Genomic DNA, 14868 nt, shown 5'->3' on the forward strand with positions numbered 1-14868 from the left:
AATCATTGATCCGCGTCAATCAACCGCCGGCATGATAGAAGTCATACACCTTCTGCGCCACGCTTTCACTCACCCCCGGAGCGCGTTGCAGGTCTTCCAGTCCGGCGGCGCGGACCTTGCTGGCGGTACCGAAGTGCAGCAACAGCGCACGCTTGCGCGCCGGGCCGATGCCGGGAATTTCGTCGAGCGGTGAAGCGGTGATCGCGCGGCTGCGCTTGGCCCGGTGCGCGCCGATGGCGAAGCGGTGGACTTCGTCGCGCAGTCGCTGGAGATAGAACAGCACCGGCGAATTGGTCGGCAGGGTCTTTTCCCGCCCGTCGGGGAAATGGAACACCTCGCGCCCCTCGCGGCCGTGGTGCGGGCCCTTGGCGATGGCGATCAGCGGCACTTCCTCGATGCCGAGTTCTTCCAGGACGTCGCGCACGCTCGACATCTGCCCCTTGCCGCCGTCGATCAGCACCAGATCGGGCCAGACCCCCGCCTGCTCGCGATCCGGGTCTTCCTGCATCGCCCGCCCGAACCGCCGCGCCATCACTTCGCGCATCATCCCGAAATCGTCGTTGGTCTGCGCGGTCTTGATGTTGAACTTACGATACTGGTTTTTCAGGAACCCCTCCGGCCCTGCCACCACCATCGCGCCGACGGCCTTGCTGCCCTGGATGTGGCTGTTGTCGTAGATCTCGATCCGCGCCGGGACTTCCGCCAGCTCAAGGAATTCGGCCATTTCGCGCATGATCTTCGCCTGCGTGCCGCTTTCGGCCAGCCGCCGGTCGAGCGCCTCCACGGCATTGCGGCTCGCCTGTTGCAGCAGCCGCCGCCGCTCGCCGCGCTGGGGGATCGAGATTGCCACCCGGCGCCCGACCAGCGCGGCAAAGGCTTCCTCCAGCAAGGCCTGCTCAGGCAGTTCGCGATCGACAAGGATATGCGGTGGGGGCGGCACTTCCTCGTAGAATTGCAGCAGCACGTCGGCGAGCACTTCGGCTTCCTCGACATCACCGGTATTCTTCGGGAAGAACGCCCGGTGGCCCCAGTTCTGCCCGCCGCGCACAAAGAAGCCCTGGATGCCGACCTGCCCGCCCTTGCTGTGCAGCGCGAAGACATCGGCATCGCCCACGCCCTCGGCATTGACCGCCTGCGAGCCTTGGATGAAGGTCGCCGCGCGCAACCGGTCGCGCAGCATGGCGGCGCTTTCGAAGTCCAGCGCTTCAGCGGCCTCGGCCATCTGCTGCTGGATTTTCGCCTGCACCGCCCCCGACTTGCCGCCGAGAAAATCCTTCGCCTCGCGGATCAGCCCGTCGTACCCCTCCTTGTCGATCCGCCCGACGCAGGGCGCGCTGCACCGCTTGATCTGGTAGAGCAGACAGGGCCGGTCCCGCCGTGAGAAGAAGCTGTCGGTGCAACTCCGCAGCAGGAACAGCTTCTGCAAGGCGTTGATCGTGGTGTTGACCGAACCGGCGCTGGCGAAAGGTCCGTAATAGGCCCCCTTGGCCTTCCTTGCCCCGCGATGCTTCATTATGCGCGGGTAGTCGTGCCCCTCGCGAAGCAGGATGAAGGGGAAGCTTTTGTCGTCGCGCAGCAGCACGTTGTACGGCGGGCGGAACCGCTTGATGAACTGCGCTTCGAGCAACAGCGCATCGGCCTCCGAATTGGTGGTGACGATTTCCATCGCCCGCGTCTGGCTGACCATTCGCTGGAGCCGGTTAGTGAGCGCCTTGATCTGCAGATAGTTTGCCACCCGCGCCTTCAGGCTGCGTGCCTTGCCCACATAGAGCACATCCCCGCGCGCATCGAGCATCCGGTAGACGCCGGGCTTGGGCTTGAGCGTTGCCACCACTTCACGGATCGCCGCGCAGCCGAGTTCGAGATCGGGCTGGGCCCCTTTGTCGCCGCTGCCCTTGACCGTATAGGTCGCACGGTCCTCGTTGAACCGCTCCTTGCCCCTCGGATCGTGGGGAGACCCTGCCTTGCTGTCCGCCATGGGGGACGAGATAGGCGGAGGCGCGGCGTTTCTCAATCGCTTGCACGTGCTGGCAATTGCAGGCACCCCTCGCGCCATGAATCACAGCTATAGCGCGCCGCCGCGTACCGTCGGCTTCTGGGGCACCACACTGTTTCCGGTAAACGGGATGATCGGCGCGGGGATATTCGCCCTGCCCGCCGTGCTCGCCGCTGCGGTGGGCAATTTCTCGCCGTGGCTGATGCTGGCAGGCGGGATCGCCTTCATGCCGCTGGCGCTGTGCTACGCTTGGCTGGCGGCGCGGTTCGAGCATAGCGGCGGGCCGGTGCTCTACGGCGAAGCGGCGTTCGGGCGGTTCGTCGGTTTCCAGGCCGGATGGGCGCGCTATGCCAGCGCTATCGTAACGGCGGCCGCGAACACCAGCGTGATGGTGGCCTATATGGCGGCGCTCTGGCCCGCGCTGGCCAATCCGGTGGTGGAAATGGGCGCGATTGCGACGATCCTCGGCATTATCACCTTGGTCAACCTGGTCGGCATGAAGCGCGCGGTGGGCGCGCTGGGAGTGATGACCGCGATCAAGGTGCTGCCGCTGGTCGCACTGGTGCTTTCGGCGCTGTTCGCGGGCAATCCCGCCATCGGCTTCGCCCTGCCCGAATTCAGCGCAGTGGAAACCGTGGTGCTGCTAACCTTCTACGCCTTCATGGGGTTCGAGGCGGTGGTGGAACCGGCCGGCGAAATGCGGGAACCCACCCGCGACATCCCGCGCGCCATCGTCACCATGGTCGCCGCCGTCACCGCGCTCTACATGGCGATTATCTGGGCCTATCTCGCCATCGCCCCGGAAGTGGAAAATGCGGAGAATGCGCTGGCGGGTGCCGCGCTGGAAAGCATGGGACAGGTCGGCGCGGTAGCCATTGTGGTCGCCGCCGCCTTCAGCATCGCGGCGAACAATTTCAACGGCGCGACCACCCAGCCCCGCATTCTTTATGGAATGGGCGAGCGGGGAATGCTGCCGCGCTGGTTCATGGGCATTTCGCAGCGATACGGCACCCCTGCCAATGCAATCCTGTTTACCGGCGCGGCTTCTATCGCGCTCGGGATGTGGGAAGGCTTTGCCGTGCTGGCAGTGGCGGGCACGCTGATCCGGTTGGTGACTTACGGCATCTGCGCTGCCGCATTGCCGACGCTGGAATACCGCGAGGGCAAGCTGAACTGGCTCCACGCTCTGTGTGCATTACTGGCCATCGGAGTGAGCTTGTTCGTGGCCTTGCAGGTAAGCCAGCAGGCGGTGATCGTTCTGGGCGGGTTGCTGCTGGGCGGAACGCTGCTCTATTTCATCGCCGCTCGGCAGACCCCGTTTTCGGCTGAACTTGCGTCAGGTTCGCCAGAACGAAGCTAATTCGCGCCGAGTTACAGTTAACGCCCGCCAAAGTGTCGCCTTTGACCAAGCAGGCGTAACAATCGCATCGTATTCTCGCGCCAACCAGAAAAGCCCGGGCCGCGTTTCCATCACTCACGGGAGGAACCGCATGTCTGCTCATGAACATCACGGAATGAAGCCGCTCGAAGGGCTGACGCCCTATTGCAGCCGCAGCCACTATGGCGAAGCCCAGCGGGATGACCGCTTCGGTCGCATGTTTCCGCACCTTGCGCCGGGCTATGCCGATCCGGCAATCATCAAGGCCATCGGGGCCCCCAACGGGCCGATGGACGGCAAGTCCTCCAATGATCGTACAGACAGCGTTCCGGTCGGGATGATCTTCTTCGGCCAGTTCGTCGACCACGATCTTACACTGGACGCATCGACCACCTTCGACAGCGTGATCGATAATCCCGGCGAGATTTCCAACGTTCGCACGCCAACGCTCGATCTCGATTGCGTATACGGCACCGGGCCGGAAGCACAGCCATACCTGTTCGTACAGGGCGGCGCATTCGGCGGTGCCAAGCTGCTGACCGGGGCGGATAATCCCGGCCAGGCAGGGCTGCACGACAGCGACCTGCTGCGCAGTCCGAACGGTCGCGCGGTTATCGGCGATCCGCGAAATGATGAAAACCGCATCATCAGCCAGATCCAGCTCGCCATGATCCGCTTCCATAATCACGTCTGCGATACGCTGAACGCTGAGGACGGGCTGGAAGGTGCCGCACTTTACGAACACGCCCGCCAGCAGACCACCTGGCACTACCAGTGGGCGGTGGTGAACGATTTCCTCACCGCCATCTGCGGCAAGCCGGTCGTGCAGAAAATCCTCGGCTGCGGGCGCGAGCACTATTGCGGCAATGTGCCCTATATTCCCGTCGAGTTCTCGGTTGCCGGCTATCGCTTCGGCCATTCGATGATCCCGATGAAAATCCAGGTGCAGCAGGGCAAACCCGCGCTTGAGCTGTTCGGCACGATCCTCGGCAACGGGTTCGATGCACTGACCGATCCCAAGGGCGTGGTGGACTGGCACGAACTGCTGTTCACGCCGGAAAACCGCAATGTGGAGCGTTCGCAGAAGCTGGATACGAAGCTTGCAGGCGATCTGCTGGCTCTGCCGTTCATCGCTCCGCCCAACGAGAATTCGCTCGCGAGCCGAAACCTGCTGCGCGGCAATACCTTCCTGCTCCCGGGCGGCGAGAAGGTGGCCGAGGCTATCGGCTGCGACCAGACCACCATCGACAAGGTGCTGAAGAAAATTGTCCAGCTCAACGGCGATCTCCCGGTGCATGGCATCCCGCTGTGGCTGTACATCCTTGCCGAAGCCGAAGTGATCGGTCGCGCGGAGGAAAATGGCAGCACCAAGGAAGGCGAAGGACTTGGCCCCGTCGGCGCGACGATCGTGGCGGAAACGATCATCGGCCTCCTCGAACTGGACGATCACGCCTATCTGGGAGCCAACCGCAACTGGTCCCCGCGGACGGAATGGAACACGCTTGGCAAGCTGATCACCGTCGCTCAGCCCTAAGTTTCGTCCCCTGGGTGAGGGGCAACGGCGGTCGGGACCATCCGCTTGGTCCCGGCCGCTTTTGCGTCTAGCGCAAGGCAATGGACACCAATTTCGATGCGATAGTGCTCGGCGGCGGGGCAGCAGGGCTGTTCTGCGCTGCACAGGCGGGACAGCGCGGGCGCCATGTGCTGGTGCTCGAACGCGCCGAGAAGGTCGGCAAGAAGATCCTGATTTCGGGTGGCGGGCGGTGCAATTTCACCAATCTGGGCGCAGGTCCGGCCAATTACCTTTCCGCCAATCCGCATTTCGCCAAGTCTGCGCTCAGCCGCTACACCCCGCAGGACTTTGTCGCGCTGGTCGAGAAGCACCATATTGCCTGGCACGAGAAGACGCTCGGGCAATTGTTCTGCGACGGCTCCGCACGGCAAATCGTGGACATGCTGCTCGACGAGTGCGCGGCAGGGTCCGGCAAGGTCACGATCCGTTGCGACGAGGAGGTGAGCGAGGTTTCGCATGATGGCGCAGCGTTTCGCGTCACCACCCGAACGGGCACTTTCACCGCCCCGGCACTGGTCATCGCCACCGGCGGGCCGTCAATCCCCAAGATGGGGGCCAGCGATTTCGCCTATGCCCTCGCCCGCCAGTTCGGCCTCAAGGTGGTGGAGCCTCGCCCCGCTCTGGTTCCGCTGACATTGGGCGGCGACGAGGTGCTGTTCCGCGAGCTTTCCGGCGTGGCGGCGCCGGTCGAAGCCACCGCAGGCAACGCTACCTTCCGTGAAGCAGCGTTGTTCACCCACCGCGGGCTGTCCGGCCCTGCAATCCTGCAAGTGTCGAGTTACTGGCGGCGAGGAGACCCGGTTTCGATCAATTTCTTTCCGGACAAGCCGTTCGGCTGGCTGCTCAGGGAAAAGCGAATCCAGCCTAGGGAATTTCTCCGGTCGGTGCTCGCCGACCATTTGCCTACGAGCCTGGCGCACAAATTGGCGGAACAAGTCTCAAAGGATCAGGGAATTGGTGGTTGCATGAACGACAACACCGATAGGGCGCTTGGCGCTGTCGAACGGCAACTGGCGAACTGGCGCTTCCATCCCAACGGCAGCGAGGGCTTTGCCAAGGCCGAGGTCACAGCAGGCGGCATTTCCACCGCCGAACTCTCGTCCAAGACCATGGAAGCCAAAAAAGTCCCCGGACTCTTCGCGATCGGCGAAGGGGTAGACGTGACCGGATGGTTGGGCGGGTACAATTTCCAGTGGGCCTGGGCCAGCGCGCACGCCGCTGCACAAGCGCTGTGAGAGTGCTGCACGCAGGCTAGGTAGTCCTCGCTAGCTTTAGCGGTGGACAATTGTGCCGTCCTGCCAGTCATGGAACCGCACGCACATCCCAACGGCGAGGATCGCCACTCCGGCCTGCTCGGCTGGCTTGGCTTCAGCAAGCAAGAACGGCTTGCAGAACCAGTCCATCAGCGATCAGTCCCCGCCATCGTCCGCTCGCGCGAATCCGTCCTTGAGCGGATTTCCGCTTTCTTGCTCGACAATGCGCTTGAGGTAACGGCGGAAAATCTGGTGACGGCGCACAGCATTTTTGCCGGACTGAATCCTGGTCTGCAACGGCGAGTGCGGACGCGGCTGGAATCGGGAAGCCGGCTCGATCAGCCGTGGCTTAACCGACAAATCGCTGAAATCCAGCCGGAGGAGGACGGCGCCATCGAGGAACTCGCCCAGCGGCTTGATGACGGACTCGCCGATTTCTCGCGCAGCACCCGCAACGCCCGCAGCGCCACCCGCCAATATGGCGACGCGCTCGAAGGCCATGTCGGGCGGCTGGAAGAGGTACCCGATGCGGGAGAGCTAATTACCGAACTGGCGAGCTATGCCCGGCAGATGCTCGAACGATCGCGTCGCGCGGAAGCCGAGCTGAAGATTTCCGAACAGGAAGCGGCGCTGTTGCAGCACAACCTCGAACGCGCGCGGCGCGATGCGGAAGTCGATTTCCTCACCGGCCTGCCCAACCGGCGCGCGTTCGAAAAGCGGCTCGAAGCGGCGATTGCCGAAGCTCGCGCTGCAAACGATCCGCTATGCGTCGCTTTCTGCGATATCGACCGCTTCAAGGCGGTGAACGACGCGCACGGCCACGATGCCGGGGACCGGGTGATCTGCGTGGTGGCGGAAACGCTGGCCCGGGTCTCGGGCGAAAAATGCCATGTAGCGCGCCACGGCGGCGAAGAATTCGTACTGCTGTTTCACGGCAAGAGTGCCCGCGATGCCTTCGCCGATCTTGATGCCGCGCGCAGCCAATTGGCCGCGCGCAAGCTGGTGAACCGCCGCACGCAGGAACCGTTCGGGCAGGTGACATTCTCGGGCGGGCTCGCCGATGTGTTCGCCTTTGCCACCCCGCGTGAAGCTCTCGCAGCAGCGGATGAAGCGCTTTACAGTGCCAAGGAAGGCGGGCGGAACCAGATCAGGGTAGCGGGGGAAGCGAGTTAGGCTTCCCCACGTCTCACCTCAGAACAACTTTCTGAATTCGATCTCAAAGCTCCGCCCGCGCGGATCGATCAGGAGCGGCTGATAGCGCAGCGGGGTCGCGCCGCTGCTATCCGTAACCCGCTGGCGGGCATCGAAAATGTTGTCGATATCGAAGCCGATGCGCGCATTGCGGAAGAACGGCACGGCTTCGACAAGCGACTCCCGCTGGCCGAGATCGACAAAGGTTCGCAGGTTGACCGTGGCAAAATCGTCGAACACCAGATCGGTGCTCCCCGGCAGGCCCGATCCGGCAATCCGCGATGCGCCGGTGTAGTTGGCGAACAGCAGCAGGCCATAACCGTTGTAGAACACCCCACTGCGCCAGTTTAGCGAGTGGCGCGGTTGTCCGCCACCGGAAAGCGCATCGCCTTCGAGAAGGTCCAGCACAGGAATGCCCGGAGCGATCAGCACGGTGTTTTCCAATTCCAGCGTGTACTGGATATTGGCGAACCAGCGCCCGCCGTCACCGCCGCCCGGTCCGCCGCCGAAGCGACCGAAGCCGCCCCTGCCGCCACCGCCACGCTGACCGCCGCCGCCGGGACCGCCCGCGCGCGGACCGCCGGAACCCTGCCCCGCACCCGGACCGCCGGCCATCTGCGCCGGATCGGCGTTGCAGAACCGCTCGCGCATCGCGTTGAAGCGTTCGGGATCAATCCGCCCGTCATTGCCCGCCAGCCGTTCGAGCATCTGCGGCGGAATTGCCAGCGGCTGGCCATCGGGGCCGACCGGGGGTTCCTCGCCATTGGCGGCAGCTTGCAGCGCCGCGTTGAAGCGTTCGATGAGTTCGCCCGGCTCGGCCTCGCAGAATTGCGCACGCATGGCGGCAAAGCGTTCGGGATTGGCAGCACCACCAAATCCTCCACCACCGGGTCCGCCTTGCGGAGGACCACCAGCGCCCGCGGGAGGTCCACCCCGTCCACCGCCGCCCTGCCCGCCGCTCTCGCTTTGCCCGAACTGGCCCGACAGGTTCAGCCCGAACACCAGCCGCTCGACATCCTGCTCGGCAAAGGTGACGAACCGTTCGTCCAGCGCAGTCAGCCGCCCGGTCGCATCGCGCGTCACCCGGCCGGGAAAGGCAGCCTCGATCTGCGGGGTCAGCACCGGGAAGCCGGCGGAGATATTCTCCGCATGATTATCAAAGTATTCGACCTGGAACGTGGCGTTCTCCATGAACGGCAGTTCCCAGTTCAGGCCGAATTTCCAGTCCTTCTGCGCCTGCGCGGGCAGCAGCGGATTGCCCCCGGTGATGACAGTGGCGAGCACGGTTTCGTTGTTGGCAATGTCGAACACCGGCACGTTAGGCGTGGCGATTTGCGGATTGCCGAGTTCGCTGAGCGATGGCGAACTGTCGCGATCGACATAGGTGGCGCTCAGCGTCAGTCCTTCGAACATGCCCCAGGTCACGCCTGCCGACCAATCCCACAGGGTCCCGAAATCGCTCTGTTCGTAGACCGTACCGTTGAGATTGAGCGAGATGTCCCCCACCGCACCGAGGAAGTCCTCGTCACGGCTGGTGATCGGGATGCCGAGGTTCAGCCCGGCCTGCCAGCGGCTGCGATCAAGCTCTGTAACGAGGCCCGGATTGCGGGTGTCGGTGCTTTCGATGCCATTGGCACGGTATCCCGCCACTGCCGTTGCCGACAGATCACCGCCGGGCAGGTAGACTGGATTGCCGCGCGCAGTGAGCAAGCCGTTGATCGTATAGGTCTGGCTTTCCGCCAGATCGAACCCAGCGTCGGCAAACTCGCCGAGATCGGCATCGAGCGCGAGCGTGCCCGCTGCCGCTGCGGCGACCAGCGCGGCCGTATCAAGGCGAAGCTGGGTCTGGCTGACCGAATCGGACAGCGTTCCATCGACCGTGCCGGTGATCTGCCAGTCGCCCAGCCCGGCATTCAACGTTGCGGCAGCAGAATAGCTGTTGCTGCTGCGGTCCACTGCAAGCGGATCACCGGCGTTGAAGGCGCGCAGCGCTGTATCGCCGTCGGGATCGGTCAAGATGACCGTGTCGAGGCCTTGCAGGCGCAGGCTCTCATCGCGTTCATAGGTGCCGTTGAGGCTGAGCGAATTGCCACTGTCGCCCAGGGCGGTGTTCCAATTGACCGTCGCTTCAAGTCCGGAGCTTTCACCTACAAGGCTGCGGAAATCGGCGGGATCAGGATCGGTGGGAAGCGTGGGAATGCTGCCCGGTGACTGGATCACGCCGCGCTCACCTTCGGTCAACAGGGTGGAGCGGTTGCCTTCGACATTGACGTTCAACCGGCTCGGCCCGTCGATCCGCAGGTAGGTGCCCTGCACTTCCTGCTGCGAGAAGCCGCCATCGAACGGCTGGCCGTATTCCAGTTCGATCTCGCGGCTGGAATAATTGTCCTTGAGGACGATGTTGACCACCCGCTGATCGGGCGAATAGCCGAAGCGCTGCGCCACTTCCTCGCTGTAAACTTCGGTGCGTTCAATGGCTTCGGGCGGGTAGCTGCGAAGTTCCCGGAAGGAGGAAATGCGCACGCCGTTGACGAGGATCACCGGCCCGCCGCCACCGCCGCGCCCGCGTCCGCTCGAAACCGTTGGCCCCAGTGCTTCGATCAGTTCGGCGATCGAGCCTGCGCCATAGGCCGCAATATCGGCTTCATCGAGCGTCACCAGCGGCGGCTGCGGCGCATCGACACGCCCTATGAGCCGCGCACCATAGACGACGATCGTATTGATATCGTCTTCCGACTGCGCCGGGTCCGGCCCGATGGGGGGAGCGGGGTTCGCATCCTGCCCGATCGGCGGAGCATCCTGCGCGTGGGCAACACCGAAAACCGGCATGAAGGCCAGCATGGCCGCAATCGCGGCGAGGCTTGTCGAAGTGGATGCGCGCACAGTAAATCCTTGAAACAACCGGTTCGGTCCCCACCTCAGTCGGGCCTATGTGCTGCAACGCACAAAGCCGCAACCCGGCCCAAAGTATTAAATTGTCGCATCTGTATCGCGGCTGACGTGGCGGTTCGGCACTGTTCAGCACGCCGCAAGGGCGCTCTTCCCTTTTGCGGGGGACGCGGCTATGCGCCCGCAACACGATTTTCACCCCGATCAAGGATCAGTTACTGGATGGCAAAAGAAGAACTCCTCGAAATGCGCGGCAAGGTGGTGGAGCTGCTGCCCAACGCGATGTTCCGGGTAGAGCTTGAAAACGGCCATGAAGTTCTGGGCCACACTGCCGGGCGGATGCGCAAGAACCGAATTCGCGTGCTGGTGGGCGATGAAGTGCTGTGCGAACTGACGCCTTACGATCTGACCAAGGCGCGCATCACCTATCGCTTCATGCCGGGCCGCAGCGGCCCTCCGGGCTTTACCGGCTGATCGTGCGGGCATGAGCTTGCCCGCTCCTACTCTATTGCTTGCATCTGCCAGCCCGCGGCGGCGCGAATTGCTCGCGCGGCTGGGGGTGGAGCCTGCTGGCGTGGTGGCAGCCGATATCGACGAAGCCCCGCACAAGGCCGAACTGCCGCGCGCCTATGCGCAGCGCATGGCGCGAGAGAAGGCTCTGGCGGTAGAGGGCGGCGCGCACTTCGTGCTGGCAGGCGATACGGTAGTCGCCTGCGGACGACGCATCCTGCCCAAGGCGGAGGACGAGACGACCGCCCGCCAATGCCTCGAACTGCTGAGCGGGCGGCGTCACCGGGTGCTGTCCGCCATTGCCCTGCGCCATCCCGACGGGACGCTGCGCGAACGGCTGAGCGAGACCCAGCTGAAGTTCAAACGCCTCTCCGATGCCGAACTGGACGCCTACGTCGCCAGCGGCGAATGGCGCGGCAAGGCGGGCGGTTACGCGATCCAGGGCAAGGCCGAGGCGTTGATTCCGTGGATCCAGGGCAGCCATTCGGGTGTCGTCGGCCTGCCGCTTTTTGAGACGCGGGCGCTGCTGGTGGCGGCGGGGTTTGATGTCTGATCGCTGGCTTGTCGAGGAAGGCATCGGCGAGCATCGCGCGATCCGGCTGACCTATCAGGGGATCGAGGAAGCGCGGGTTTACTGGCCCGGAAGCCAATTGCAGGCCGGTGAAATCGCCGAGGCGCGACTGCGTGAACGGATCGGCGAAGGCAGCGCGGGCCGGGTCGAATTCCCCAACGGCGAAATGGCTTTCGGCAACCTCATTCCGCGCAATGTCAGCATTGGTGCGACCGTACGGGTGGAAGTGACGCGCGAGGCGATGGCCGAACGCGGGCGGCTCAAACTGGCGCAGGCCCGCCGCACCGACAAGGCGCTGCGTGGCGCGCCAACTTTGGCGGAAGCCCTGATCTCAGAAGGCAAGCAGGTCGAGATCGTCCGCCGCTTTCCCGATTTCGCTGACTGGGACAACCTGTGGGCAGACGCTGCGCGGCAGCAAATCGATTTTCACGGTGGCTCCCTGCTGTTCGCCCTGACCCCGGCGATGACGCTGGTGGATGTTGACGGCGGCCCGCCCGAAGCGATCTATCACAATGCTGTGCCAGTCCTCGCCCGAGCGCTGCGCCGGTTCGATCTAGGTGGCAACATCGGCGTGGATTTCCCGACGGTGAAGGACAAGTCGGACCGGCAGGCGCTCGACAACAAGCTGGCCGAATGCCTCCAAGGCTGGCCGCACGAACGCACGGCCATGAACGGGTTTGGCTTTGTGCAGATCGTTGCGCGGCTCACCCGCCCATCTCTCCTGCACCGCGTGGCTCGCCATCGCAGCACAGCCGCCGCGCGCCTGTTGTTGCGCCGCGCCGAGGGCCTCGAAGGAACGGGGCGCATCGAACTCTCCGCCCATCCTGCCGTGATCGACCGGCTGACCGAAGACTGGCTGACAGAACTCGCGCGCCGGACGGGGCGTGAAGTGGTGACAAGGGCCGATCCCGGCCTTGCCATCGAGGCACCGCACGCCCAATTCGTGCCGCGATGAGCACCAACCGTCCCTGCCCGATCTGCCGCAAGCCGCGCAGCCAGGAATTCACGCCCTTCTGTTCGAGCCGCTGCCGCGACCGCGATCTGGCGCAATGGTTCGGCGATGGTTACGCGCTGCCCGGTCCGCCCGCCTATCCCGAAGACATCGGGCCCGAAGATTTCACCAGAGAAGATTGAATATCGGCACTTGCCAAGCTGCCTGCGGTTCGCCATAGGCGCGCTTCGCTCGCTCGCCGGGCCACAATTGGTGGTTCGCCGCAGATGCGATGCCTGGGTAGCTCAGGGGTAGAGCAGACGACTGAAAATCGTCGTGTCGGTGGTTCGAATCCGCCCCCGGGCACCATTTCTCCAGTCCAGTTCCAGTTGGTCGCCTAGGCTGCTCCGCTAGCGATCCAGCGACTGTTTTGAGCTGTCTAAGTGCTTCGGTGCCACCTGCAGCCTGCCGTTCGATTCCGGCGCCTAACCCCCAATCGTAAATTCGGCGATCCGTGCAATTTAGGGGATTGATCGAACTGGAATCGCGGCGCAAATAGCAGGCCCAAACTCTTGGAGGGGTCAAGAATAATATGAAGATGAAAATTGCGGCTGCGATGCTCATGGCATCGGTCGGCCTTTCGGGTTGCGCGACTGTCCTCAATGGCGTGAACCAGCCAGTCGAATTTGAATCCGATCCGGCAGGGGCCACGATCGAACTGCTCGATGGCCGCACCTGCACAACGCCTTGCGCATTCGAAATGCGCCGTGGAAATGATACGATGGTGACTTTCAGCCTACCCGGCTACGAATCCTCGACCATGTATATCCAGAGCCGCACCGGCGCGGGCGTCGCTGGCAATGCGATTGCCGGTGGCATCATCGGCGGCGTGGTAGATGCCAGCAATGGCGCTGCCAACAATCTCTATCCCGATCCTGCCTACATCCGCTTGGCCCGCGCTGGCTCGGGCGGTGACGCGGTCTTGCTCGACAAGGATGGCGAAGTCATCTCCACAGTAGCTGAATACAATGCCACCGTAGCCGAAGACGTGCGTGAAGGCATTGTCGAACAAGGTCTCTACGCTGACGTAGCGGCGGTTCCTGCAGCCGACTGAGGATTGCCCTTATAGAACTGAGACACGGGGCTTATCGGGATACTGATAGGCCCCGTTTTTCTTGCCTGCCACCCGCCGATCGGCTCTATTCTCGGAGAAGCTGGGGAGAATAACCAATATGGCCAATATTTGCGTCGCGCAGCCGCCTGCTCCGAAGGGTGAGCAACTCATGGTCATCGATATGATCGATCAGGGCGCGGAATATGCGGGCAAGGGGCATGAAATGATCGACAAGGTGGCGCAGGGTACCAAGGCGGGCGGAATGCTCGCCGCGGGGCAGGCGTTCCGCCGTTTCGACTGGCTGGCATTCGAGCCCATCAAGAACGGTTCGGGCAATTTGCGCGGAATGGTGGTCAACAAGCGGATGCGGACGATTTTCCAGTTCACCAAATCGATCGACAAGCATTCCAGCAAACTCGCAGCTGCAGGCGCTCTGATCGAAGTCGCCAAGGAAATGGACCGCATCCAGAAGGTGATGAATTCCAACATCGCCGACAGCGAAAAATACAGCCGTGCCCTGTTGCTTGGCAGCGCCGCGATCCTTCGTAGCGTTACAAGCGTGGTGCCCGGAGCGGTCGAGCTAGCCTCCACTTCGGCCAGGGGCTACGCTATGCTCTTCTCCGAAATCAGCGGCAGCAAAGCAGGTTACAAGCTTGCCGACCAGCTTGATGGCTTTAGCAAGGAAATCACTGCCATCCACAAGAAACAATGGGACGGGGAGACCTGGTACAACGTCATCGAAGCTGCACTCGACTGATTCCGGGAGCCGGTCAAAATGCCGGACGTATCGGCCTGCCTATACGCCCGGCCGGGTTTTTTGACCCTGCATTGAACAACTACTCGGCAACAACCCGAACAACCGTGGCAACCTCGTCCGGTGTCTCGCGATCAATGGTCGTCCACACGCCGTCGGCATTGATCGTTTCGTCGTTGCAGCTTTCCTCTTCGCCTTCTTCGGTGGTGCACCACACGTTCGGGCCATCGGTGCGCCAGGTTCCCGCGCCGGTCGTTCCGTCAGACGAAGTCCAGGTGTAGGTGCCGTCCGCATTGACGACTTCGGTCAGCACGGTGCCATCGGCCAGCGTGACTTCATAGGTACCCTCTGCCGGTTGTCCGTCCGCAGCGAGCTGGACTTCAGCGGCGGCGGGAACGGCAGCCGCTGCTTCTGTTTCGGCCGGAGCCTCTGTTGCTTCCTCGGAATTGCACGCAGCAAGCGCAAGGCTGGCAACAGCAGCGATTATCAGCGATTTTTTCATTGGTGGTCCTTCCCCAAAACGCGACCCGCTGCGGGAGTATCAGGGCCCGGAAAGCGGGCAAGCGAAATCGGCAGTGCGATTGCCCTTCGCTGCACCCTCGTGTATAGGCCCGCTGAACGCCCCGGCCCATGCGACGCGCCCAGCTTCGCACGCGCCGGGGCGCCGTGTTTTCAAATTTGGTTTCCAGATGCGCCAGCATCCGCATG

13 protein-coding genes and 1 tRNA gene are annotated in these 14868 nt (G+C 63.3%); 11 read left to right on the plus strand and 3 right to left on the minus strand.

Features of this window, described 5'->3' with window-relative positions:
* Positions 1-19: 19 nt before the first annotated feature.
* On the minus strand, positions 20-1978 hold the full coding sequence (gene uvrC, locus JY451_00585; protein ID QZH75169.1) for an excinuclease ABC subunit UvrC: 1959 nt from the start codon (positions 1976-1978) through the stop codon (positions 20-22).
* Between the two features lie 76 nt (positions 1979-2054).
* On the opposite strand from uvrC, the gene JY451_00590 reads away from it, so the two are divergent.
* The 4 genes from JY451_00590 (at position 2055) to JY451_00605 (ending at position 7373) form a co-directional block, all read left to right on the plus strand.
* Entirely contained in the window at positions 2055-3356 is a 1302-nt protein-coding gene (locus JY451_00590) for an APC family permease (protein ID QZH75170.1), read from the plus strand.
* A 154-nt stretch (positions 3357-3510) separates the two neighbouring features.
* A complete protein-coding gene (locus tag JY451_00595; protein QZH76477.1) occupies positions 3511-4908 on the plus strand; it encodes a peroxidase in 1398 nt (465 codons plus the stop codon).
* 80 nt (positions 4909-4988) lie between these two features.
* Positions 4989-6182 (plus strand): NAD(P)/FAD-dependent oxidoreductase, encoded by a 1194-nt coding sequence (locus tag JY451_00600; protein QZH75171.1) that lies wholly within the window; start codon positions 4989-4991, stop codon positions 6180-6182.
* A 69-nt stretch (positions 6183-6251) separates the two neighbouring features.
* Positions 6252-7373 (plus strand): GGDEF domain-containing protein, encoded by a 1122-nt coding sequence (locus JY451_00605; GenBank protein QZH75172.1) that lies wholly within the window; start codon positions 6252-6254, stop codon positions 7371-7373.
* A gap of 18 nt (positions 7374-7391) precedes the next feature.
* On the opposite strand, the gene JY451_00610 is transcribed toward JY451_00605, so the two are convergent.
* Entirely contained in the window at positions 7392-10274 is a 2883-nt protein-coding gene (locus tag JY451_00610) for a hypothetical protein (protein ID QZH75173.1), read from the minus strand.
* Between the two features lie 228 nt (positions 10275-10502).
* Between JY451_00610 and infA the strand changes: the two genes are divergently transcribed.
* The 7 genes from infA to JY451_00645 all read left to right on the plus strand — a co-directional run bounded on the left by infA (position 10503) and on the right by JY451_00645 (position 14163).
* Positions 10503-10754 (plus strand): translation initiation factor IF-1, encoded by a 252-nt coding sequence (gene infA / locus JY451_00615; GenBank protein QZH75174.1) that lies wholly within the window; start codon positions 10503-10505, stop codon positions 10752-10754.
* Between the two features lie 10 nt (positions 10755-10764).
* Complete coding sequence (gene maf / locus JY451_00620; protein ID QZH75175.1) at positions 10765-11343, plus strand: septum formation protein Maf; 579 nt, start codon at positions 10765-10767, stop codon at positions 11341-11343.
* Positions 11336-12316 carry a ribonuclease E/G gene (locus JY451_00625; protein ID QZH75176.1) on the plus strand — a complete coding sequence of 327 codons (981 nt, stop codon included), beginning with the start codon at positions 11336-11338 and terminating at the stop codon, positions 12314-12316. The genes maf and JY451_00625 overlap by 8 nt, the downstream gene beginning before the upstream one ends.
* Positions 12313-12495 (plus strand): DNA gyrase inhibitor YacG, encoded by a 183-nt coding sequence (yacG, locus tag JY451_00630; protein QZH75177.1) that lies wholly within the window; start codon positions 12313-12315, stop codon positions 12493-12495. Before JY451_00625 ends, yacG begins: the two co-directional genes overlap by 4 nt.
* Before the next feature lie 91 nt (positions 12496-12586).
* Positions 12587-12661 (plus strand) — tRNA-Phe (locus JY451_00635).
* Positions 12662-12884: 223 nt separating this feature from the next.
* A complete protein-coding gene (locus JY451_00640; protein QZH75178.1) occupies positions 12885-13406 on the plus strand; it encodes a hypothetical protein in 522 nt (173 codons plus the stop codon).
* Positions 13407-13524: 118 nt separating this feature from the next.
* Complete coding sequence (locus JY451_00645) at positions 13525-14163, plus strand: hypothetical protein (protein QZH75179.1); 639 nt, start codon at positions 13525-13527, stop codon at positions 14161-14163.
* A gap of 79 nt (positions 14164-14242) precedes the next feature.
* Here the strand turns inward: JY451_00645 and JY451_00650 are convergent, their stop codons facing one another.
* Positions 14243-14662, minus strand: coding sequence for a hypothetical protein (locus JY451_00650; GenBank protein QZH75180.1), 420 nt, complete (start codon positions 14660-14662; stop codon positions 14243-14245).
* Positions 14663-14868 lie beyond the last annotated feature (206 nt).

This window comes from Erythrobacter sp. (assembly GCA_019739335.1).
Lineage (GTDB): Bacteria > Pseudomonadota > Alphaproteobacteria > Sphingomonadales > Sphingomonadaceae > Alteraurantiacibacter.